This window comes from Paenibacillus sp. 2003 (assembly GCF_031455635.1).
GTDB classification, from domain to species: Bacteria; Bacillota; Bacilli; order Paenibacillales; family Paenibacillaceae; genus Paenibacillus; species Paenibacillus amylolyticus_B.
Map to the genome: position 1 here is coordinate 284,296 of NZ_JAVDTB010000002.1, position 24,080 is coordinate 308,375.

Below are 24,080 nucleotides of genomic sequence, written 5' to 3' on the forward strand. Positions count from 1 at the left end.
GCTTCCAGTTTCGACTCATGGCAAACTTATGCTTCTATTTGTGTTCCGAAAGGCAAAAAACAACGGAAATTAAAGCAAATTCCAGCACACATATGGGTGAAATTTATCTTCTTATGGGTTAAGTCACATTTTTGCATGCCGTGACATCCGTTTTTATAAACTCTTCAACCTGCTTATCATGCAACCATGTAATGTAAATTCCGTCACTCAACTCCAACCAACTTGTACCGAATATCGATCTTTCCATCCTTCACTTTCATCTGTACCTCACCCATCAGATCGGTCCGATAAATATCTGACCCGGTAGCCTCCAGACGTTCCATCACTCCCGGATTGGGATGCCCATATGTATTGTTAACACCAGCAGATATCACGGCCGTTTTGGCGTTCCAGTATTGGAGCCAGGCTTCGGTTGACGATGTTTTACTACCATGATGAGCGACCTTTAACACGTCAATGGAAATAGCAGAGGAGGATGCATCATATTTAATTGGATTTCCCAAAAACTTCTGCATTATCTCGCTAAGGACAACTTTATCTGCAATGCCTCCTTTCACCTTATGTTTTTCAAAGACTTCAGCAAGTGAGCCATCTTGAATCATATAGAGCAGATCCTGCTCGGCTGCTGCATCCATATCCCCAGTGAACAACATGGAAGTGCCAGCCATTTCCAGAAAAAAGACAACGGAATCATGATTCTGATGTTCAGATACAGGCAAACTGCCCGATACATTTACATCCATATGTGCCAGATCTGGAGCTATAAAATGTAAACTCGTCTGCTTGTCAGCCTTATAGGACATGCCCTGCTGAATGGCGTACAGAGGAATCTTCCGTTCCATGGCTGTATTCAGCAGCTTATCAAAGTTATCCTTACCGCTGGTCGTGCCATTAAACATGAAACGTTTAACTGGAATCTGTTCTAGCACCGCCTGAAGTCCTCCGGCATGATCCTGGTCAGCATGCGTGACAATTACAGCATCCAGTTGATGGATGCCTCTTTTTTTCAATAGAGGAACAACCACCTTAGCTCCCACCTCATACGGATCACGTCTTGTTTTCCATGATTGTTCGGTGTTCCCAAAACTAACCGTTCCTCCGCCATCCACCAGAATGTGTTTGCCTTCCGGGGTTGTAATCAATGTGCTGTCCCCTTGTCCAATATCCAAAAACTGCACGATGCCGGTTCCAGCAGGCTTGGGAGTCTGATATGCCCACCACAATCCAGCAATAAAGCTTAGCGCGAGCAACACGCACAACCATCGCTGAGCTTTACTCATTCGTTGATGCGTATAATAACCTGCACCTCGTGCAGTAAATGCACTTGTATACTCCGGCCATGCGATACTGGCTCCTAAAGTCGTTAATGAAGTTTCTTTTCCATCTACACGGTTCTTACCTTGATCCTGTGCCATGTTAGACTTAGAAGAGCGAATGCCCACATTCCCCATGGAAACTGTAGGTTGTCGCCTCACAAGAGGTGCCGTCTCCTCCTCAATAAACGTTGTTTCTCGCTGCTCACCATTGCCACGATGCAACAGGTAGAGCAAGGCATACAACACGGCATAATATGCAGTAATCCATAACAAGGGCGGTGTTGCCCAGATCAATACAAAACCTGGCAGGCTGTTCATCCACTCCACGCTTACAAATGTCAGTTGATTCAGTTGCATCGCTATCCATGCGAGGGGTTTCGCCATGGGAACCCATATGAATGACAATAACATGGCGACTGTCCCCAGAGGTAATACAATGGCGCTAATCAAAGAAACAAGCAGAAAGTTGGCTACAAATGAGAGTAATGAGAACTGGTTGAAGTACAGAATGGTTACTGGAAAAGAAATCAGCTGAGCGGTTACCGTTACGGATGCTGTTGCGGAAAGAGATTTCGGCCAGCTGCTAAACAGTCGGTTAATCAATGGCATATAGATCATCAAACCTGCGGTCACAAGAAAGGATAACTGGAAACTCACGTTTAGCAAAAAGTACGGGTCCCACCACATCATCAGCAACGCTGCTGCACTGATCATCTGAAGGCCGTCTCTGGCGAGACCACGACGTGCCATATACAACCCAATCATGGACATAATGCCTGCTCGAATCACCGAAGGTGAACCACCGGATAACAGTACATAAGCTGGCACCAGGATCAGAACAATCGTGAGTGCCGTCTCTCTGGTAAGCCTTAGCCAAGATAGAATAAGAAGCAAAGAAGCAACATACACAGCGACATGGGTTCCGGAGATTGCCAGGATATGCGTTAGACCGAGTTGTGAAAACTGACCATAGGTACCTGGATCGATATCAGTAGCCATCCCGATAATAAGACCCTTCATATATCCAGCATGAGGCTCTGGAAATAACTGCTCAACCGCCGAGCCCAACTTATGCCTAGTCCAATCCGTCCACCGTAGTACGTTATATTGTCCAAGTCCCTCAGGAGCAACTACTGTGACCGAACTAGCTCCCTTCACTTTGAACAACCAGTGGATATGCAGGGTGCGCAAGTAACTGTGATAATCAAACCCGCCAAAGTTCCTGGCTTCACCAGGAAGGACAAAAGAACCATTAAGCGTGATCAAATCGCCCCTCTTCCAGCCCGCTGCTACCTGTTGTTCTTCTTCCTCCAACAGTCTGACTTGTACCATCAATTGTTCATCTATGTTGAATGCAGATGATGCTACAAGATCTGTATCTGCTGACGAATCCGATATTGGTAATATTGAAGACATCTGAATCTTAAAGTCAGCCCGATCTCCATCAATGCGTACATCTGACACCAGCTCACCCTGAATTTCAGCTGACCATCCGTCCAACTCATAAGCTGCGATATGCAGGGTCTCCGGCAGACTGCTATGATTGCGTGCGTCATTCCACTCCCAATGTACAGCGCCTCCAATAAAGGCAGCGAGTAAAAATAAAACAGACCATCCACGCACATCTATAAAACGAAGTAAAAGTGGCAGACATGCCAGAGCTCCAATTAACCCCCAGATTAACGTCCAGCCTGTTAACGCACATGCTATCCCGCTCCCGCACAACCAACAAATCGTAAAACTTAATAATGGTCTGCCTTTCATTTCTACCCCTCCTTCATTTCACCCGTTGAACGCAGAAAAACCCCCGGAAAGCCAATTCAGGCTTGCCGGAGGTTCTCCCTCTCGCGTATTCGACCATATTCACATTAATTGCTCACAGTCATCATCGTTTCCCGCGGGGGCTGGTAATTCTCCAGCCTGCGGAACGTTATTCCCTTCTGTTCCATCATATTTGTAACCTTGCCGGTATCTTTAGGATAAGAACGATGAAACACGATTTCTGTTATCCCACTATTCGCCAGCATATTGGCACATGTCCAGCACGGTTCGTCAGTCACATACACGGACGAGCCTTCGCGGTCGATTCGATCTGTGAATAAAAGCAAGTTTTGCTCCGCATGGATTGTGCGAATGCATCGTTGCTTTTTCACCATTTCTTCTTGCCCATCGGTCACGACCAACTCATACTCTTCCGATATCATGCAACCTGCTTCAGAACAATCCGGGACGCCGGTGGGTGCACCATTATAGGCTGTTCCCAGCAGTTTCTTTCCCTGAACAAGAACTGCACCCACATGACGACGCGAACAGCGGGAACGGGTGGAAACCATATACGCGATGTCCATAAAATACGTATCCCAGTCCTTGCGTACCTCTGTACTCATGCTGCTTTCCTCCCGCTTAATACAATTTATATTTTAATTTTACCGGATCTGCACATACGGCGCCATCTTCTCCAGCATCTTCATCCCGATTCCTTTGACCTTTGTCAGATCACTGACTTTTGCAAAAGGACCATGTACATTCCGATAGTCCACAATAGCCTGAGCTTTCTTCTCCCCAATTCCGGGAAGCTCCGTAAGCTTGGAGACAGATGCAGTATTCACATCAATCTTGCCATTGTCGCTAGCTTCCTCATCAACTACAGGTGGATTACTGTTCGAGCCCATCTCGGAGGGAACCGAAGGATTCGAATTTGTACTTTGCGTAACTGGTTCAATCGAAGTAGCAGCATCTGAAGGATTATCGTTCGTCTGATTTGGAGTTTGAACTCCCGAATCACCTTCAACCCCAATGCTCGAAAAATCTTTAGACTCTCCTGCCTTTGCCTCATTCCCAGTCTGCATCCCATTTGCATCCGTACCCGAAGATGCTCCTGTATTGCCCTGAACCGAAGTAGCCGACTGCACAGCAGGGAGTTCCTGCTCTATCGTCGGCTTCTCGGTGCCGAGCTGCAAGGGTTCCCAGCCACTAGGTGGTTGTTCACTTTTGCCCGACCATAATATAAGTATACTTCCAACCACCGCAGCAGCAATGGTCATCCCTTTGTTCCATCTCATTCTTTCACACCTCTCCCTGAATTCAAAATCATTCATTTCGAACACGGGCGGTGCTTCCGAACCGTTGTACTTTCCTGATGAAACAAGTTGTGCATTTTTCATGTCATGTGAAACAGGTCCTCACGCATAGAATAGAGGGAATGAACTGCGCCAGTACCGTAAAGCATGAAAGGAGGCCTGAAACAATGAAGGTTGGATTTATCGGAACCGGCAGCATGGGCAGCCTGCTAATCTATGCCCTGATCCAATCGGGTGCACTTGAGCCCCGGCAGATCGCGGCCAGCAATCGAACCCCGTCCAAAGTACGTCAGTTATCCCTTCGTTACCCCGGTCTGCATGAATCCCAGAGCAACCGGGAAACGGTGATCCGAAGCAACATCATCTTCCTGTGCGTGAAGCCGCTTGAATTCAAACATGTCATTGACGACATCCTGCCTGTCGTGAATCCCAATCATATAATTGTCTCGATCACCAGTCCCGTGCAGCTGCGACATCTGGAATCTTCACTTCCTTGCAAAGTCTCCAAGGTAATTCCCAGCGTCACACACCAAGTCGGCAGTGGAGCATCCCTCTGCATACATGGCGAACGAATGACCAGTGAAGACCGCGCTGTGTTGGAAAGTCTGCTCAGTCATATAGGCAGGCCGTACCAAGTGGATGAAGCCTGTACACGAATTACATCCGACTTCTCCAGTTGCGGACCTGCATTCATTTCGTTCTTTTTGGAACAGTGGATCGAAAGTGCCGTGAAACTGACTGGCATCAAAAGGGCAGATGCCTGCGCTCTGGCTGGCGAAATGCTCCTGGGAACAGGCAAGCTGCTCACCGAAGGAGGATACACCCCGCAAGAGCTTCAGGCTCGTGTCGCTGTACCTGGCGGTATTACCGCTCAGGCACTGGCACTGCTGAAGGTAAGTCTCGACGGTGTTTTCGACAGCCTGATCCACACGACACATGACAAATATGATGAAGATTTGTTAAAGCTGGATGAACTATTCCGAGCCGGTGAGATTAACCGGCAACAATATTAACGAGTTTGCCTGGAACGGCAATGACCTTGCGAATGGTCTTGCCTTCCAGCGCCTGCTTAACAGGTGCCAGCTCCATCGTAAAGTCCTGCATACCCTGTGCATCCAGATCCTTCGCGATTGTAGCACGAGTTACGATTTTACCGTTTACCTGAACAACGATTTCTACTTCCGCATCTACTGTCATGGACTCATCATATTCAGGCCAAGCCACGTAAGAGATTCCACCTTCATGACCCAAACGGCTCCACAGTTCCTCTGCCATATGCGGTGCCAGTGGTGACAACAGCTGCACAAATTTCTCCATCGCTTCACGAGGCAGTGTGTCCGCTTTGTATGCATCGTTGATGAAAATCATCAGCTGGCTGATGGATGTGTTGAAGCGCAGATGTTCCAGATCTTCCGTAACTTTTTTAATCGTTTTGTGAGCAGTCCGTTTGAACTCATCCGTTCCACCGTCCACCGTAATCTTGTCATTGATGGCTCCTGTGTCTTCGTTAATGAAGAGACGCCATACACGTGAAAGGAAGCGGTGCATGCCTTCAACCCCGTTTGCATTCCACGGTTTTGTCGCTTCCAATGGTCCCATGAACATCTCGTACAGACGCAATGTATCTGCACCGAATTCATTCACGATTTCATCCGGGTTAATGACATTACCACGGGATTTACTCATTTTCTCATTATTGGTACCCAGGATCATACCTTGGTTCACCAGTTTGTGGAAAGGTTCTTTGGTCTCCACAACACCCAGATCATACAGCACTTTGTGCCAGAAACGAGCGTAAAGCAAGTGAAGCACCGCGTGCTCTGCTCCGCCAATGTACAGATCAACTGGCAACCACTGCTGCTGTTTCTCCTTGGAAATCAGTTCCTTGTCATTGTGCGGATCGATAAAGCGCAGGTAATACCAGCAGCTACCCGCCCATTGTGGCATGGTGTTGGTCTCACGACGTGCCTTCATTCCCGTTTCCGGATCTACCGTATTCACCCACTCCGTAACATTCGCCAGTGGTGATTCTCCTGTACCCGAAGGTTTGATCTGGTCGATATCAGGCAGCAGCAGTGGAAGTTGATCCTCCGGTACTGTCTTCATCGTTCCGTCTTCCAGATGCAGAATCGGGATTGGCTCACCCCAGTAACGCTGACGGCTGAACAGCCAATCACGCAGACGATAGGTTACTTTCCCTTGTCCTTTGCCGTTCTCTTCCAGCCAAGCAATCATCTTGGCAACCGCTTCTTCATTGTTCAGTCCGTTCAGGAAATCGGAATTCACATGCGCGCCATCACCCGAATATGCCTCTTGTGTAACGTCGCCACCTTGAATAACCTCGATGATATCCAGACCGAACTGCTTCGCAAATTCCCAGTCACGTGCATCATGACCCGGAACAGCCATAACCGCGCCTGTACCGTAACCTGCAAGAACGTAATCAGCAATCCAGATCGGCAGTTTTGCACCATTAACGGGATTGATTGCATAAGCGCCAGTGAATACACCTGTTTTGTCTTTGGCCAAATCCGTACGTTCCAGATCACTTTTACGAGAAGCCTGCTCCTGATAAGCCTGAATCGCTTCACATTGGTCATCAGTTGTAATTGCTTCTACCAATTCATGTTCCGGAGCAAGTACTGCAAAGCTCGCACCAAACAATGTGTCCGCACGGGTGGTGAACACCTTGATAACTTCCTCGCGACCTTCAATGGCAAATACAACTTCTGCACCTGTCGATTTACCGATCCAGTTACGCTGCATATCCTTGATGCTTTCAGACCAATCCAGCTCTTCCAGGTCTTCCAACAGACGCTCTGCATACTCGGTAATTCTCAGAACCCATTGACGCATCGGTTTGCGTACAACCGGATGACCACCACGTTCACTCTTGCCATCAATAACCTCTTCATTAGCAAGTACCGTTCCAAGGGCTTCACACCAGTTAACTGCAACTTCATCCACATAAGCCAGGCCTTTATTGTACAGCTGGATAAAGATCCATTGTGTCCATTTATAATATTCAGGGTCCGTTGTGCTGATCTCACGATCCCAGTCATAAGAGAAACCGAGCGATTTGATCTGGCGACGGAAATTGTCAATATTACGGAATGTAATATCTCGTGGATGTTCACCTGTATCCAGTGCATGCTGCTCAGCAGGCAGACCGAAAGCGTCCCAACCCATTGGGTGCAATACATTGTAACCGCGCATACGTTTGTAACGGGAAACGATATCCGTTGCCGTATATCCTTCCGGGTGACCTACGTGCAGACCTGAACCGGATGGATAAGGGAACATATCCAGTGCATAAAATTTCGGTTTAGCAGGGTCTTCACCCGTTTTAAACGTTTTATTTGCATCCCAGTATTGCTGCCAACTTTTTTCCATGACTTGTGGCTGATAGCCGTGTTTCGGCTGGTTATTCTCACTCATCTATTGTTCCTCCTTCAGGTTATTCGCTTTAGCTTTAATTGCAACAAAAAAACCTCAGCATCCCGTAGCGTTTGCAGCGCTAGGGACGAGAGGTTGAATTCCCGTGGTACCACCCTAGTTAGCGGACGAACGTGCTTCGTCATCCACTCCCTTTGGACCTGTAACGGCGGTTAACCGATGCGGATTTCCATTCCTGAACCCAACCTTTATACAAGCAGGTTAAACAGAATGGTGTAATCACCGCATTTCTCCAAGGCGAGTTCGCAAATCACTGTCAACCGGCTTGCACCAACCGCCGGCTCTCTGTTATGTACAGGAATTACTACTGATCCTTATCATCGAAATATGTATACAATATCGGGACCATTATATAAAAAAGCAAGCCCAAAGTCAATATTACACGTTATAATCGCCATCTTGAAGTCTGCGGTTCGTACCGTTCATAACGCTGGTTGCTGTTTAGGATAACCGAAAACGCTCAATGCCTTCCTCCAGATTATGAATGGTCCAATTCACATGTTCCTGATTATCATATTGACGATAAGCGCACTCAATGCGTAGCACCAGATCAAAGTACAAGTCGTAGAGGCTTCTTCTTTTCAGCTCACTTTCGGTCGTAATCGCATGCCCATACCCTTTCACAAAACCAGGCGTATAGTTAAAATGACTGAAATAATGCTCCATCAGAGGATCTGCCCACAGTGAACGTTCAAAATCAATAATCGCTGTGATACGACCTGCGTCTACTAGAAAATTGCCATCCCACAGATCCCAACTCACAAGCACAGGTTCTTTGACATCGTCCAGCACATTCGATTTTTCTTCAATCAAACGTCTCAATTCAGGGTAATCGATCGAAAATGTAATTCCGGCTTCTTCACCATCGGTAAGAATGTCATCCATCAAATTCATAAATGCTTCTTTCCATGTGGAATAACGCTGTTTTTGTTCCGAGAAATATCCAAACTTCTCACCCTTGATTTCATTAATTCGACGATTGTACCGACCGAGTTGTTGTTCAATGGCCTCCTGCTCTTCCACAGAATACTGATCCTTGACCTGATTATAGGGTGTTCCAGACATGTACTCCATGATAAAATAACGCGCTGAAGCCATGGTTAACGAATCATCATAAGCCAGCACTTGGGGTACGGGAACATCCTGTAGCTCCGTGATGAGGCGTAGTGCCTCAACCTCGGCAATCATGAGATCCTGCTCACAGCGCATCAGATTTGTCGAAGCCGACGGTGCAATCTTGAGTACCACTCGCTGTGCGTCACTAAGTGTGATGAGATATGCATGATTGGCCCAGCCATCCACCATTTCCTTGTAGTCCTGTATACTTGCAGAAAAATGCTGCTCTATTATGGCATTCAACTGTTCTGACGTAAGTCTTGTTTTATATGTACTTTCCATTTCTACACCTCACATTGACAATTGATTATTTTCTCAGAAAACGCTTTCTATCCGACTATTATCGCCTCCTTTACTTTAACTGGCAATACTTTTTGTCACGTCGTTATGTCTTTTCTTGATTCCTTTACCCTATTTAAGAATGTATTGCTATTCATTCTCCCATAAAAAATCAAACAAAAAAACTGCCCTTATGCACCATACATAAGGACAGTTCTCATTATTCGCTCTTACTTCACAGCAACGTAGAACAAGCGCTGTGCGCTGTCTTCGGCCTCTTTCCATTCAAAATCCGCATATACCTTCACGTCTCTAAAACCTGCCTTGGATAACTCCAGCTTCATCCAGTCCGGATTATATGCACGCTGGACATGAACTTCTTCAAACCGCTGGTACATATCCTTGTTACCATCATCCACACGCGAAAAAATACTGAGATGATGTTCGATCTCACAGCGATCCTGATCCAGATCACAAGTCCAAATATACGACACGGAGCGCTCATCCAGTACAAAAGGCTGCTCCTCATCATAACGAATAAGGGTATTGGGATGATGCACATCAAACAGGAACGTTCCATCAGGCTTCAGCATCTCATATGTGCGCTGGAATGTACGAATGACATCTTCTTGTTCAAGCAAATAATTGACACAATCACAGAAAGATATCACCGAATCCACAGGTTCCGGAACTCGCCATTCCCGCATATCCTGCTGCACCCAACGGACACTGCCTTCCCGATACAAACGATGACCTTGAGGCGTAGCCTCCATCTTGCTGCGTGCAACCGACAGCATATCTGCTGAGAGATCAATGCCTGTAACTTCGAAACCGGAGTTCACGAGCGGGATCGTAATGGAGCCCGTTCCACAGCCAAGTTCAGCGACACTTTTGGGCATTCCATGCTTTTCCCATGCTGTTCTTGCAAACCTTATCCAGTCCGGATAAGGCATATCTTCCATTAATTCATCATACACATAGGCAAATTTCCGGTAAGACATGTCAGGCACCGCACTTTCAATTTCATTTTCCAATCCTGCTAACAAAAGAAAAAGCAGGGGCATCCGGTGTTTACCCAGCCTATCCCTGCCTTATCCGAGTTCCATATTACAACTATTTAATCAAGAAGATTATTTGTTTTCACTTTGATCCGCAGGAGCAGATTCGGACAGATACGTCCAGCTTTCCTTTTGGACCACCAGTCCGTCCTTCATCAATTTGCCCAAGGCACGCTTGAAAGCAGACTTACTGATGCCAAAGCGTTGCTTGATGATATCCGGCGGAGTTGCATCCGAGTATGGCATGCCACCCATAGGACGCTCTTTCATAAAGGCGAGCAGCTTGTCTGCATCTTCGTTACGTCCAACTTGTTTGAGTTGAGTCATGGCCAGATTCACACGTCCGTCTTCACGTACCAGTGTCACCCGACATTTCACTTTTTCACCAAGACGCAGCATATGACTGCGTTCGGATGAATGAATCATGCCAATTGCGCCAAAGCCCAGTACACCGCCCTCTACAAGTACAAAAGTACCCATCTGCAGTGGCTTGTATACCGTCGCTTCAACCCACTCGTTTAACCATGAAGTTGGCGCATGGAAAGACAATGGTGAAAGCTCACGTTCCCCGGCCAATTTGGCACGCAGACGTCCCTGCTTGTCATGTTCCATGATTACAAAGACTTCATCCCCTACTTGAGGACGCAGTTCTTCCAGTTCAGGCAATTCACGAATAGGAAGCAGCAATTGCCGTCCAAGTCCCATTTCCAGGAAACAACCCAGTCGTGGGTGAACATCAGCCACAACCAGTCGTGCCATTTCGCCGAGCATGAGATAAGGCTTTTTCATCGTTACGGCCAGACGATCTTCCGTATCAAAGAACACAAATACCTCAAGCGTCTCACCAATCTTAATATCCCGCGTTAACTCGGTGTAGTGAAGCAGTACATCTTCCGATCCTGTCGTCAAAAAGAAACCAAACGGAGACACTTCACGTGAAACCGGCAAAGAGACGACTGTTCCAGCAATCAAACTCATACAGTTTCCACCACTTTGGCATCAGACCACAGTCGTTCAATGTTGTAGTATTCACGCTCGTCGCGGTGGAAGATATGAACAACAACATCGCCCATGTCCATCAGTACCCAACGTGCAGAATCCATACCTTCGATACCTTTGATCGTCGCTCCGGCTGCATGAGCCTGTTTGCGAATTTCAGTGGCAATGGCTTGTACCTGTGTATCGGAATTCCCGTGACAAATAACAAAATAATCCGCCACCAGGGAAACATTAATCAGATCCAATGCTACAATATTGGATGCCTTTTTGTCGTCAGCGGCAGCAACCGCCATATTCATAAGTTCTTTCGATGATACTGTCATGAACCAACCTCCATAATCTATAATTGTGCAATTAAGTCATTCCGCGACAGCATGGTCAAAGGATAAATGACACGTCGTTGCGAGATCAGCAAGCTGATCGTCGAATCGAATCCGGCAATTAAACCTTCCTCCAGACTACGTTCAGCCTGTTCGCGAATGTGATCCACTCCCGGGAAATCTCGTCCCGGTTCAATGTAATCGGCAAGACATACCACTTTGTCCAGCAAGCTCATGCCTACCCGACCCGAGGTATGCCACCGGATGGCATTAATAACTTCGGAATCCACTACACCGTAATCACGCTCGGCTACAAAAGCACCGACTTCGGAATGCCAGAGTTGCTTGTCATGCTGCAGAAGTTCCTGGTTTAATCCGTTGTCACGGATGACCGCTTCCATCTCCGCTACGGGCCAGTACTTCGCCACATCATGCAATATCGCTGCCAGATCTGCTTTCACAGGATCAGCACCGTATTTTTCAGCCAACATCACTGACGATTCCATTACACCCAGTGTATGCTTCCAGCGTTTTTCCGGCATTTGTCCGGATACGGCTTGAATCAGTTCATCACGGCTTAGTGCCATATAAACCGCTCCTTACAATGTATTGGTGCACTTCATCAGGAATCATGAAGCGTACCGAATGTCCTTTGGCCAGACGTCTGCGTACGGCTGTCGATGAAATATCGACCAAGGGCATCTCGGCCAGCAGGACCCGATCCTGTAACTCGTCTGGTAAATCATCCAGATGTAACTGGAAGCCCGGCCGACCAACTCCGATAAAGGTTAAGCGTTCTGCAAGCTCTTCAATCTGCTCCCATTTGGGAAGATAGTTCACCATATCCGCCCCGATAATGAAATAAAATTCATGTTCAGGATGGCGACGCCACAGTTCCTTCATCGTATCGATGGTATAAGACACTCCGCCCAATTCCATCTCGATACCCAGCACCTCATATTGCTGCACACCCTTCACAGCCGCTACCGTCATATCGAGACGTTGCTGTCCCGAAGCTCCGGCTCCGCGTTTGTGAGGTGGAACATGGGAAGGCATGAACCAGATCTCATCCAGTGCATGCGAGTCCCTTGCCGCTTCAGCTGCCAGGAGGTGTCCCATGTGGATCGGATCAAACGTACCACCCATGATGCCGATCTTCACCTGCGTCACGCTCCCTTATCTAGGTAGTTCGATTTGTTTGTTATCACGAGATTCTTTGTACAGGATGATTGTGTTACCAATCAGTTGTACAAGCTCACTTCCCGTTTCACGGGCAACTTCTTCTGCCATCTCTTTTCTGTCCTCGTCATTGTTGTTCAATACTTGCACTTTCATCAATTCGCGCTTCTCAATCGCATCTTCGATGTGACGGAACAGGTGCTCGTTTGTTCCACCTTTACCAATCTGAAATACAGGGGTCAGGTGGTGTGCCTGTGACCGCAAAAAGCGCTTTTGTTTACCGTTTAACATGAATACTCCATACTCCTTATGTTGAGCAGGCCCTGATCGACAGCGCAAAAACTGTCCGGACCTGACCATTCAATTATTATTTTCACACTTCAAAACTGTTTAGTACAGCTCGTCTCATCGTCTCCACTGGAGCCGGAATGCCGAGCCAATGTTCAAAGGCCACTGCGCCCTGGTATACAAACATACCCAGACCACCGTGCACCGTGCATCCTCGCATCCGCGACTCTCGAAGCAGACGGGTCTCCAGCGGATTGTAGATCAGATCACTCACCGCTGCTCCTTCACGGATCAGTGCAGGATCAACCGGAACGTCATCAACATGAGGATGCATACCGGCAGCCGTTGTGTTAATCACGATATCAGCCGTAGCCAGTACCGTTGCAGCGTCTTCCATGCCACTGCCCGAGATTTCTCCCAAGCCATGGCCCCGTAAATCCGAAGCAAGTGCAACAGCCCTGTCCGCTGTACGATTCAGAATGTGGATCTGCTCAGGCTTCTCCAATGCAAGTGCGTATATAACGCCTCTTGCCGCTCCACCTGCTCCCAATACAGCGATACGTTTGCCCGCAAGCTCAGGTACAGCCTCTTCCTTCAGCGATCGGACATAACCAATACCATCGGTATTGTACCCTGTCAGTGTTCCACCTTCATTAACGATGGTATTCACCGCACCAATCAGGCGAGCACTTTCATCGATCACATCCAGATACTGCATCACCTGCTCTTTGTGCGGGATGGTGACATTAACACCACGATAGCCCAGTGCCACAATTCCCCGAACGGCCGCTTCCAGTTGATCCGGATGAACATGCAGTGGCATATACATTCCATTCACTTCTGCAGCCTGCAGAGCCGCATTGTGCATTGCCGGAGACTTGGAGTGAGCAATAGGATCACCCATAACACCAAGCAACACGGGAAGTGAAGAGTTGAACTTTTTCTGCTCAGACATAGTGTTCCGCCTCCGATCCATCTGATGTACAGCTTCTGAGATTACTAGATCAAGGATGGGCGGATCTGTACACGAATGCCTTTTGGAGCATGAACAGCAACAAGCGCTCCAATATCGCCATTAACCTTAATCCAGCCCAAGCCAGAGATGAATACATCAGATTGACTGCCGCGTTTGATGCGGAATTCATGTCTGGTCCATTCAGCCATCTCTGCTGCATCCTCACGGGTTGGCGGAGACAACAATTCTCCCAGATGGTCACGGTACAGGTCATCTGCACGCTCCAGCTTCGTCCGGTGAATATCAAGCGCAGTGCTGATAAAACAAGTGAACGACTGGCGATCACCTTCCACAAAGTCAAATCGAGCCATGCCGCCGAAGAACAGCGTCTGACCGGAGTTCAACTGATACGCAGCTGGTTTAAGCGGTTTTTCTGGCATGATGGCAGCGAGATCCTTACGTGAAACAATCTCGCTGAAACGCCATGGATACACGATTCCAGGCGTATCAATGATATATTTTCCATCATCCAACGGAATGTTCACCATATCCAGCGTTGTTCCCGGATAACGGGATGTGGTCAGCTCCTGCTCCAGATCGCTGTAATCACGAATCAGACGGTTAATCAGTGTGGATTTACCCACATTGGTACCGCCAACCACGTACACGTCACGATCTTCGCGATACGTTCCCACAAGCTCAAGCAGTCGGTCGAAGCCCTGATTTTGCTTTGCACTGCACAAGACTACATCCACGGTACGCAAACCCTGTTCTTTGGCTTGCTTCTGTACCCAGTTGCGAACCTTGTTCCAGTTGGTTACTTTCGGAAGCAAGTCCGTTTTGTTCACAGCAAGCAATACCGGATTGTTGCCTACAAAACGTTGCAGACCGGAGATAATACTGCCATCAAAGTCAAACAAATCAACGATATGGATGACAAGTGCATCCTTATCCCCGATTTTGCTAAGCAGCGCCAGGAATTCGTCCTGATCCACCGTAACGGATGATGACTCATTGTAGTTTTTGATGCGGAAACAGCGCTGGCATATAACCGGTTCACGATCCAATGCCTTCTCAGGGATAAACCCTGGTAATTCCGAATTTTCTGTTTGCAGATGCACGCCGCATCCGCTGCACCTTACGGCAAGATTGCCGTTATGCGGTTCTGTCATTTCTTCTTTTCCTCCTCAAGCCATAAGCCTTTCCTGCGTAAACTCGTTAGAGCAATCCGTTCCACGCGTCGATTGAAGCGGGTCATAAAACCTTCGTCCCCAATGGAGATTGGCAGTACCAGAACGGTATATAACCCCATTCGGTTCCCTCCATAAACGTCCGTAAGCATCTGATCGCCTACTACAATCGTGTTTTCAGGAGATAACTCCATCATTTTCATTGCTCTACGAAACGGTACATTCGATGGTTTGCGTGCACTATGCACAAACTGGATATCCAGCGGGGTCGCAAACAGGGATACACGATTCAAATTGTTATTGGACACAATCATCAGCTTGAAACCTGCCTCTTTCACACGTGCAAACCATTCAATCAGTTCGGGCGTAGCGTCAGGGGCTTTGGCTCCAACGAGTGTGTTATCCAGATCAGTTATAATTCCACGGTAGCCTTGAGCGTACAGCTCTTCCAGATTAATGTCAAAAACCGTGTCTACACGCAGCTTGGGCATTAACATTTTAAACAAAGAAGTCACCTCAGTTTCATACGACACACTATATCACAAATCCGTCTTTCCTGAAAATGCATACAGCGCCTGATGGCACAGGAAAAAAGGAAAAACGGGACGGGCAACAACTATGCCCGTTCCGCTTTCAGTTCCTTCCGCAGCTTCAAGACGGTCTGATAGACGCCCTTCCAGTCGTCGGCAGTTACGGACGCCGGACTGTAACGAGTCTGTTCAAACTTCGTGAGAAGCTCATACAATGTTGCTTCTGCAGCAGGTTTTGCCTGGCTCCAGCGGGCTACCGATTCACGAAGTGTCTCGTCTCCGCTCCGGGTCAACCCTTTGCGTTTCACATACTGAATCCAACGCTCGGTCTCTGCCACTACCTTCTGTTCAGGGGTGAGCGGTCCACCTGTCCGTAGACGAAGCAGGAAGAATCGCATGGAGAAACGATTACGCCAGAACATATATGCTACCCACATTACAATAATGGCTCCTGCAGCCCAGATAACAAAAGTCGGGATGGCAGACGATGTCTGCTCAGGTGCAGGGGTCTGCTCTTCCTCTTGTACCGGCTCCTCTTCTGGCTCTTCTTCAGGCTCATCTACAGGCTCTACAGCAGGCTGTTCCGTCAGCAGCGGCATATCAAAGCCCGGCGTTGCTTCAACAGGAATCCAGCCATACTCACCAAAGTAAACCTCTGCCCAGGAGTGTGCATCTGCATTGGTAACGGTGTAGGTCGTCTCAATCTCCGCGCCAGGTTGACGTGGAGCCTGCATGTCCGAATTCAGGGACAGTTGTCCAGGCGCATAACCTTTAACCCACCTTGCAGGAATGCCCTCCGAGCGCGCCATCATCACCAGCGCAGTGGAGAAGTAATCACAGTAGCCTTCCATAATGTCGAACAGGAAACCTTCCACAAAGTCGCTGCTTACTTTTCGAGATAAATCCGGATTGTTCGTGTATTCAAAATTAGTTTGTAAATAGTTTTGCAGTAATGCCACTTTTTCATACGGAGTATTCGCAGATGCCGTTATCTCGGCTGCCAGATTCGACACACGGTCAGGGAAACGGGATGGTAACTGCAGGTACATATCATCTGCCGGATTACTGTTATACAGATCTTCAAATGACTTCGTACGAAGCTCATCTTCCACAATCACAGGGGCTTCCGATACGATGGTGTATGTCTTGGGATACTGTGGTTGCTGACGGTCTGTCACCACATGCAGTTCAGCCTGTTCGGCATTCCACAACATCCGTTCCGTTCTGTCTTCACCATTAATCGAGCTCACTTCAGCGATCGAATAAGCACCAAAGAGAATCGGATAGACATTATCATTCAGCATCGTTACGTTCTGAGTCACTTGTTTGGTATTCACATTTCCGGATTCTTGGTTCTCCAGAGGCTGTCCGGCTTCAACATTTTTTGTCGCACCCCGTCCACGGTCATCCCAACCTGTGCCTGTATACTCTGCACGTGTCTCACCGCGCCAGTAACTACGCTCATTGGTGGTGACAGACATAACAGGGGTATAGTCGAAGTTGAACCCTCCACCCAGCTGATTGTCTTCCCTGCTGTATCCCGATTCGGTAGCCGCGGGAATATCAAGGTTTCCGTTACCAGTCTGACTTGTGGAAGTTCCGGTATAGTTACGCCACGCCGTATATGGGTCCGTCAAGGTGGGTGGAATCTCCGGCATATTAACGCTGGCTACAATAATTAAAGAAAAGATAATGGCAATATTGGCCAGGACTTTATAAGGATAACGGATGATTCGTTTCCAACCTTGTGGATACTGTAGCTGATAGTTACGGAAATGCTGACATACGAGCCATCCCATCCCCGCAAACATCACCCACGCGATTTCAATCCAGAGTGGAATCTGGGTGAAAGAATCGAGAATCCCCATCGAAATGATGTTAACACCCAGAAAAACAAGAATGCGACGTGTTGTGGTCACGAGTCGAAGCGCAGCTTCAAGCATCACCCATGCACACAGGGAGAACCAGATGTACGGCGTCATGTGTAATATGAATTGCTCCGCTCGGTCCGTTAAAGAGCCATAAGGGATGTACACCGTATAATCAATCAGCGTTTTATGCAAAATGTAACCAACAACGACCGCCTTGATGATCGCCCGATACATCGTTTTGAAGGGCAGAATGACCTCCAGCACAGTGACTGCTGCAAGTGTCCATAAGACCAGAGAAGTTGTCTCCGTGTACCACGATTCCTGCGTAAAGGAAATCCACTGCATGCCAATCAGGAAAATCCAGAGCAATGACGCTGCATGATACCAGGATCGTTTGCCTGCAACACTTTCATTTCCTTTTGTACTCATACAGAACCTCCCCCCATCACCGTTGGAAGCTCCTGCAAGTGAGAAACAGTGAATGACCTCGTGCCTCTTCCACGCAACATGGCATTCCACTCGGCACTTCGACGGGATTCACTGGTATCGATCAGAATATGACATGGCGTCATGCCCCGTGTATCGGCCCAGCGCAACAGTTCCATTATTTTTTCATCCTTCTGGGGAGAAATCACGACAAAGTAAGCTCCCTGAGGCAGTTGACGTGCGATTCTTTCCACGCCAGGCAACAGATGGGTATCCTGACCGTTATATTGAATATCAACCAGATGATGCATCATCTTCTGTCGTTCCATCAGGCTTTCACTGGGGGCCATGAAGGATGTCTGGTCTGACAATGTCAACAACCCCATCCCCATTCGTTCCCTGACACCATACTCCAGCAGAGAGGCAGCCGTGGAAACGGCAATTTCGAATGCATCCCCATGTTCATAACTTGATGCCAGCGCATCCAGAACCAGAATGGTTTTGGGCACAGACTCATGTTCAAACTCCTTGGACTTCCAGTTCCCTGTCTTTGCCGTTGCATTCCAGTGAATGCGGGAAAGTCGATCTCCGTATACGTAGTCACGTACACCATTGATCTGAGTGGTCTCTCTCCGTGAGCGGGTTAACGCCGTCTGAGGACCGGATAACCGTGATTTGCGGTCGTAGAGCTGCCAATATGGAATAAATACCGTTCTTGGCAGTACACGAAACTCACCTTTTGCCTTAAACTTTCCTCGATGTTCAATCAGTCCAAATATGTCCTCACTGGCACATTCCGTTTCTGAAAAAACATACTTCCCCCGCTCAAGTGGCGGTGTCTGAAAAGACAACTCGCCATTACCTCGCATATTGGGAATCAAACTTTCCTTGAACGACCACGATTCTCCGTTATGCCGATGCAGCATTTCACGTACAACAACATAGGGAAGCGGGAGGAATCCTGGAATCGTCAGACTCAGATGTACTTGAACCTGGTCACCCGCATGCAGCAATTCTTCGTGGTCTGGACCAGAAGATAACCTACGAACTCCTTGAGCACGTCTTACCCCGCTAAATCCAGCAATGGCAAGGTACACACAGAGCAGGGTCACCATCGACAGCAACATAAGGGATGTCTTCCCGCCCTGAAACAAAACATAAGCCAGACAGCACATCCACACCATTGCGATGCTCCATACGCGTGGGTGGCGTAACCCTCTATTGACTGTTCTCAAAAGCGGCTTCATGAACTATTGCCCCATGGAGACGGGCACGCGTACTTGCTGGAGTACGGCATTCAAAACGGCCTCGGAACTCATACTGTCCAGTCTCGATTCGGGGCGAAGCACAATACGATGAGAGATCACATAAGGGGCCATCGTTTTCACATCATCCGGAAGCACATAATCACGTTCCTGCAAGAAAGCAAAGGCTTTTACCGCCATCATGAAGGATATGGCTGCCCGTGGGCTGGCACCCAGCAATACAGATGGATGGGAGCGGGTTTGACGAACAACATCCAGCAGATAGTCCATGACCGGATCACCGATAAAGACTTCCTTGATCTCCTGCTGGATTGCCGAGATCTGGTCCATATGGGTTACGGATTCGAGACGATCTACAGGCTGGCCGGACTGATGCGTTTTCAGCAGGGTTTTCTCGATCTCTTTATCCGGATAACCAAGGCTTATTTTCAACATAAACCGGTCTAATTGTGCTTCCGGCAATGTGTATGTGCCTTCAAAATCAATCGGATTCTGAGTTGCACAGAGCATGAACGGATGTGGCAGATCATACGTATCGCCATCCACGGTTACACTGCGCTCCTCCATGACTTCAAGCAACGCCGACTGAGTTTTCGTTGTGGCCCGGTTAATCTCATCAGCTAGCAAGATGTTGGTCATCACAGGACCTGGCCGGAAATAAAAACGCTCATCCTTCGGATGGAACACGGATACGCCCGTAATATCACTGGGTAAAATATCAGGATTACATTGAATACGCCGGTACTCACCACGCATGGATTTCGATAATGCCTTGATTAATTGCGTTTTGCCAGTTCCCGGTACGTCTTCAATCAGAACGTGCCCGCCTGCAAGCAAAGCTGTAAGTAAAAGTTGAATTTCAAAGGATTTCCCCATAATACAGGATTCCAGATTTGAACGAACTGCGGATATGATTTGGATCGACTCTTTGCGCACAGGCATGTGGTCTAACCTCCTAAAAAAGCATACAGATTTCCTTTTATTGTACATGATCCAGAGTCACGAGTACACTCGAAGGAACTCACAATTTGTTTCCAGCCCGTCAGATTCACCGCAGTTCACGCATGAATACGACAAAAAAGGCCCGGATAAAAGTTATCCGAAGCCTCTGCTGAATCGCAATATGTTCAAGGAGATTTCTCATTCTATGTTAGCCTTTTGGTCTAACGACCAATGCCGCGAGAAAAGAAAAGATGATCGCTGACGAAATCCCCGCCGCAGTCAGATCGAAAATCCCTGTAATCACACCCAGCCATCCCTCTTTTTCCAGCTCCGTCAATGCCCCGTGCACCAAGGAATTACCGAAACTTGTGATGGGGATGGTAGCACCCGCACCTGCAAATTTAACCAAGGGGTCATACACGCCAAATGCATCCGCAAGCGCACCTGTCACAACAAGTGTACTCATGGTATGAGCTGGCGTCAGTTTAACCCCATCCATTAGAAGCTGTCCGACAACACAGATCAAACCGCCAACGATAAATGCCCACAAGAACTGCATTACCTTTATCCCTCCTTTTCAATAGCTACGGCATGTGCAATACAAGGAATACTTTCACCCTGCTGATACGAAATCGGAGATAACAGCGCACCCGTAGCAACGACGAGCACCCGTTTAAGATCACCCTTCTGCATCCGGTTCAAAATGTGACCATAGGTGACGGTGGCAGAACATCCACAGCCACTTCCCCCGGCAACAACATAAGGCTGTTTCTCCCGATCATAGATCATCAGGCCACAGTCATTAAAAACCGTCTGTTCCATGGGAATGCCTTCTTTTTGCAAAAGCTCTTTCGTAATTGGCAGACCGACGGAAGCCAGATCCCCAGTCACAATGAGATCATAATAGCCGGGTTCCAATCCCGTATCCCTGAAATGAGAGATTATAGTGTCGGCTGCTGCTGGCGCCATGGCTGAACCCATATTAAAGGGATCTTTGATGCCCAAATCCATAATGCGTCCAATAGTGGCTTTGGTAACAACGGGACCATCACCAGTACGGGAGACCACACCACACCCTGATCCTGTGACGGTATATTGCGCATAAGGCGGCTTCTGGGAGCCATACTCCGTCGGATACCGAAATTGTTTTTCAACCGTACAGTTGTGGCTCACCGTTCCTGCAAGGACATAATCTCCAGCTCCGGAGTCAACAATCATGGACGCTAACGCTAACGTTTCCATGGAAGTAGAACAGGCTCCAAAGACACCCAGGTAAGGCACACCCAGTTTTCGCGCTGAAAAGGAACTGCTGATAATCTGGTTCATCAGATCTCCACCAACAAAAAATTGAAGCTCTTCCTTGGTGATATTTGCATTTACCAAAGCAAGTTGGGAGGCCTGTTCGAGCAGTTTGCGTTCTCCCTTTTCCCACGTTTTCTCGCCGATCTCGAGGTTGTCGTAGACATAATCGAAATCAGATGACAGTGGACCCTCGCCTTCTTCTGGTCCTACAACTGCGGCTTTACCAATGATCCGCGGACGATTCTCAAACTGCCATGTCTGGCGACCCAATCGCTTCACAGGTGCCCACCTCCAAATCCCAAAAAGGCGTAAACAATCCCTACGACAAATGCTGCCACGACACCAAACACGATAACGGAACCAGCAAGTTTAAACATGTTGGCCCCTACACCGAGCACCAGTCCTTCAGCACGATGTTCCAGTGCAGCAGAACACATGGAATTGGCAAAGCCGGTAACCGGCACAGCCGTTCCTGCTCCTGCCCATTGAGCCATTTTATCGTAAACGCCGAGACACGTTAGAATAACCGATATGAGAATCATGACCGCCACCGTAGGACTGGAAGCTTCCTTCGATGTCATGTCGAAACCGGCCATAAAAGCCTCTTGAATGGCCTGTCCAATCAAACAGACGGTACCCCCAACCAGAAATGCTTTGAGGCAATTTTTCAGGATTGGACGAGGCGGCTCATGTTTTTTTGCGACTTTTTTGTACTCCTTTTCATCCATGGACAGGGACGACGATTTTTTTTCGCTTCCGGATGCAGATTGAGCTGGCAAGATACAAGACCTCCTCTATGTGAAATGGTTCAAAGCTACGGCTGAATGCCAATGTGTGTAATCCTATATTCATTGTTTGTTAATAATCGGAAGGTTATGTATCCGGCGACAGACAGCATATGTTTCCAACAAGATCATGTTGTGGAAGCAAGATGGGAATACGCCGGTTCTGAGGACTTTTAGATACGCTCTATAAATAAAGAAGAACAATCACGAGCAAGATAAAAAGAACGATAAACAGTACTTTTTCCGTGCCCTCTTCTGGAGGCTTCATTGGATATTTAGCTCCTTTCTGTAAACAGACCAACAAATATTGAACAAAAAGAACATCACAAAATGATGACATCTCCTCCATATATTCATATTCATTGAAGTGGCATCAGGACTACGACTACAGCGGATAGAGTCATGAAACTTGGACACGGTAAGCGCCCAAAACATGCCTTAAATACGTGACATAAACATGGACAATCACTTGCGCAAGGTTCATACTGTAATGTGACCAGTGGTTAAATAACAAGTCCTCAGCATCTTAAAGTGCATGTTCAAAAAGATAAAAGACTTTTTGAACTACATCTTAAAGGACAACAGGCGGGTAGCCGTTCTACTGTGACCTGATTTACATACCAACAGAGGAGTTGTTGACACATGAATGAAAAAACGATGGATATGTTTCGTACGTTGACGGAATTTCCTTCCGCATCCGGTTTTGAACGTGAGCTTCGTGGCTGGATGAAAGATAAGCTTTCCGCTTATACCGATGAGTTCGTCCAGGATCGCCTGGGGAGTCTATTTGGTGTATTACGCGGGGAGGAATCCGGTCCCAAAGTTATGGTAGCCGGACACTTTGACGAAGTAGGTTTCATGACTACTGGCATTACGGAAACAGGTATGATCAAGTTCCGTCCACTGGGTGGATGGTGGAGTCAGGCTGTACTGTCTCAACGATTGGAAATCATCACACCTGATCGTCGGATTACCGGAGTTGTAGGTTCTACACCTACACACTTGCTGGACGAGTCCCAGCGGAACAAACCTGTGGATCTGAATTCCATGTATCTCGATATTGGAGCAGACAACCGTGCGGAAGCAGAATCCTGGGGCATTCATCCAGGGATGCAGATCGTACCGATCTGTGAATTCACACCTATGGCCAATCCTAAGAAAATTATGGCTAAAGCGTGGGATAATCGTTACGGCGTAGGACTTGCACTTGAACTGGTTGAAGCGCTGCACAAGGAAAAACTGCCTAACACGCTTTATGCTGGTGCAACGGTTCAGGAAGAACTGGGGCTTCGCGGTGCACGTACGGCGGCCAATCTGATTCAGCCTGATATCTTCTTTGCACTTGACTGTAGCGCGGCGAATGATATGACAGGTGACAAACAGTCATTTGGACATATCGGAGAAGGCGCATTGCTTCGTATTTTTGACCCGGGCATGTTCACCCATCGCGGAATGGTGGAATATGTTCAAGATACGGCTTCATCCAATCAGATCAAAATGCAGTATTTCATCTCACCAGGCGGTACCGATGCAGGTCAAGTTCACCTGAGTGGCATTGGTGTGCCCTCAACAGTGATCGGTATCTGCGCACGTTATATCCATACCTCTTCTTCCATCATTCATACAGACGACTACGATGCAGCCAAAGAACTGATCGTGAAGCTGGTCAAGGGTCTTGATCGGACAACGATGAATACCATAATTAATAACGCATAACAGTTGA

At 47.8% G+C, this 24,080-nt stretch carries 22 protein-coding genes and 1 other annotated feature; of the genes, 2 read left to right on the top strand and 20 right to left on the bottom strand.

The annotated features are described in order from the left end of the window. Positions 1 to 203: 203 nt before the first annotated feature. From J2X75_RS13370 to J2X75_RS13380, 3 genes are all read right to left on the bottom strand, one after another. The gene (locus J2X75_RS13370; protein WP_310337139.1) at positions 204 to 3,080 is read right to left on the bottom strand and encodes a ComEC/Rec2 family competence protein; all 2,877 of its coding nucleotides are present in this window, start codon (positions 3,078 to 3,080) and stop codon (positions 204 to 206) included. Positions 3,081 to 3,184: 104 nt separating this feature from the next. After that, entirely contained in the window at positions 3,185 to 3,703 is a 519-nt protein-coding gene (locus tag J2X75_RS13375) for a deoxycytidylate deaminase (RefSeq protein ID WP_017687196.1), read from the bottom strand. A 39-nt stretch (positions 3,704 to 3,742) separates the two neighbouring features. Continuing rightward, positions 3,743 to 4,378: a ComEA family DNA-binding protein gene (locus tag J2X75_RS13380; RefSeq protein ID WP_310337143.1), complete on the bottom strand. Its 636-nt coding sequence runs from the start codon at positions 4,376 to 4,378 to the stop codon at positions 3,743 to 3,745. Positions 4,379 to 4,563: 185 nt separating this feature from the next. Between J2X75_RS13380 and comER the strand changes: the two genes are divergently transcribed. Further along, positions 4,564 to 5,409 (top strand): late competence protein ComER, encoded by an 846-nt coding sequence (comER, locus tag J2X75_RS13385; protein ID WP_036615122.1) that lies wholly within the window; start codon positions 4,564 to 4,566, stop codon positions 5,407 to 5,409. Here comER and leuS read toward each other — a convergent pair. The 17 genes from leuS to spoVAC form a co-directional block, all read right to left on the bottom strand. Next, positions 5,390 to 7,834, bottom strand: a complete 2,445-nt coding sequence (leuS, locus tag J2X75_RS13390) for a leucine--tRNA ligase (RefSeq protein ID WP_310337146.1) — start codon at positions 7,832 to 7,834, stop codon at positions 5,390 to 5,392. The two genes, comER and leuS, sit on opposite strands and share 20 nt — an antisense overlap. A gap of 78 nt (positions 7,835 to 7,912) precedes the next feature. Beyond that, positions 7,913 to 8,182: a binding site (T-box leader), on the bottom strand. Between the two features lie 111 nt (positions 8,183 to 8,293). Further along, positions 8,294 to 9,250, bottom strand: coding sequence for a phosphotransferase family protein (locus J2X75_RS13395; protein ID WP_310337147.1), 957 nt, complete (start codon positions 9,248 to 9,250; stop codon positions 8,294 to 8,296). A gap of 227 nt (positions 9,251 to 9,477) precedes the next feature. Further along, positions 9,478 to 10,248: a class I SAM-dependent DNA methyltransferase gene (locus tag J2X75_RS13400; protein ID WP_124115955.1), complete on the bottom strand. Its 771-nt coding sequence runs from the start codon at positions 10,246 to 10,248 to the stop codon at positions 9,478 to 9,480. A 129-nt stretch (positions 10,249 to 10,377) separates the two neighbouring features. Then, positions 10,378 to 11,283 (bottom strand): CvfB family protein, encoded by a 906-nt coding sequence (locus J2X75_RS13405; RefSeq protein ID WP_036668546.1) that lies wholly within the window; start codon positions 11,281 to 11,283, stop codon positions 10,378 to 10,380. After that, positions 11,280 to 11,627 (bottom strand): ribosome silencing factor, encoded by a 348-nt coding sequence (gene rsfS, locus J2X75_RS13410; RefSeq protein WP_036615136.1) that lies wholly within the window; start codon positions 11,625 to 11,627, stop codon positions 11,280 to 11,282. Before rsfS ends, J2X75_RS13405 begins: the two co-directional genes overlap by 4 nt. Positions 11,628 to 11,644: 17 nt before the next feature. Beyond that, positions 11,645 to 12,211: a bis(5'-nucleosyl)-tetraphosphatase (symmetrical) YqeK gene (yqeK, locus tag J2X75_RS13415; RefSeq protein ID WP_124115953.1), complete on the bottom strand. Its 567-nt coding sequence runs from the start codon at positions 12,209 to 12,211 to the stop codon at positions 11,645 to 11,647. Next, positions 12,195 to 12,785 carry a nicotinate-nucleotide adenylyltransferase gene (locus J2X75_RS13420; RefSeq protein ID WP_310337150.1) on the bottom strand — a complete coding sequence of 197 codons (591 nt, stop codon included), beginning with the start codon at positions 12,783 to 12,785 and terminating at the stop codon, positions 12,195 to 12,197. Before J2X75_RS13420 ends, yqeK begins: the two co-directional genes overlap by 17 nt. A 15-nt stretch (positions 12,786 to 12,800) precedes the next feature. Next, a complete protein-coding gene (yhbY, locus tag J2X75_RS13425) occupies positions 12,801 to 13,094 on the bottom strand; it encodes a ribosome assembly RNA-binding protein YhbY (RefSeq protein ID WP_017687186.1) in 294 nt (97 codons plus the stop codon). Positions 13,095 to 13,176: 82 nt separating this feature from the next. Then, complete coding sequence (gene aroE / locus J2X75_RS13430) at positions 13,177 to 14,046, bottom strand: shikimate dehydrogenase (protein WP_307534188.1); 870 nt, start codon at positions 14,044 to 14,046, stop codon at positions 13,177 to 13,179. A gap of 44 nt (positions 14,047 to 14,090) precedes the next feature. Beyond that, on the bottom strand, positions 14,091 to 15,218 hold the full coding sequence (gene yqeH / locus J2X75_RS13435; RefSeq protein ID WP_310337153.1) for a ribosome biogenesis GTPase YqeH: 1,128 nt from the start codon (positions 15,216 to 15,218) through the stop codon (positions 14,091 to 14,093). After that, positions 15,215 to 15,742 carry a YqeG family HAD IIIA-type phosphatase gene (locus tag J2X75_RS13440; protein WP_036615148.1) on the bottom strand — a complete coding sequence of 176 codons (528 nt, stop codon included), beginning with the start codon at positions 15,740 to 15,742 and terminating at the stop codon, positions 15,215 to 15,217. Before J2X75_RS13440 ends, yqeH begins: the two co-directional genes overlap by 4 nt. Positions 15,743 to 15,852: 110 nt before the next feature. After that, positions 15,853 to 18,066: a DUF4129 domain-containing transglutaminase family protein gene (locus tag J2X75_RS13445; RefSeq protein ID WP_310337157.1), complete on the bottom strand. Its 2,214-nt coding sequence runs from the start codon at positions 18,064 to 18,066 to the stop codon at positions 15,853 to 15,855. Then, positions 18,063 to 19,310: a DUF58 domain-containing protein gene (locus J2X75_RS13450; protein ID WP_373428192.1), complete on the bottom strand. Its 1,248-nt coding sequence runs from the start codon at positions 19,308 to 19,310 to the stop codon at positions 18,063 to 18,065. Before J2X75_RS13450 ends, J2X75_RS13445 begins: the two co-directional genes overlap by 4 nt. 3 nt (positions 19,311 to 19,313) lie before the next feature. Then, on the bottom strand, positions 19,314 to 20,270 hold the full coding sequence (locus J2X75_RS13455) for an AAA family ATPase (protein WP_253439472.1): 957 nt from the start codon (positions 20,268 to 20,270) through the stop codon (positions 19,314 to 19,316). A gap of 208 nt (positions 20,271 to 20,478) precedes the next feature. After that, entirely contained in the window at positions 20,479 to 20,829 is a 351-nt protein-coding gene (gene spoVAE, locus J2X75_RS13460) for a stage V sporulation protein AE (RefSeq protein ID WP_047843814.1), read from the bottom strand. Positions 20,830 to 20,834: 5 nt separating this feature from the next. Further along, a complete protein-coding gene (gene spoVAD, locus J2X75_RS13465; RefSeq protein ID WP_076214289.1) occupies positions 20,835 to 21,851 on the bottom strand; it encodes a stage V sporulation protein AD in 1,017 nt (338 codons plus the stop codon). Beyond that, positions 21,848 to 22,351, bottom strand: a complete 504-nt coding sequence (gene spoVAC, locus J2X75_RS13470; RefSeq protein ID WP_036615164.1) for a stage V sporulation protein AC — start codon at positions 22,349 to 22,351, stop codon at positions 21,848 to 21,850. Before spoVAC ends, spoVAD begins: the two co-directional genes overlap by 4 nt. Positions 22,352 to 22,999: 648 nt before the next feature. On the opposite strand from spoVAC, the gene J2X75_RS13475 reads away from it, so the two are divergent. Next, positions 23,000 to 24,073, top strand: a complete 1,074-nt coding sequence (locus tag J2X75_RS13475; RefSeq protein ID WP_192133617.1) for a M42 family metallopeptidase — start codon at positions 23,000 to 23,002, stop codon at positions 24,071 to 24,073. The last annotated feature ends 7 nt before the right edge of the window (positions 24,074 to 24,080 follow it).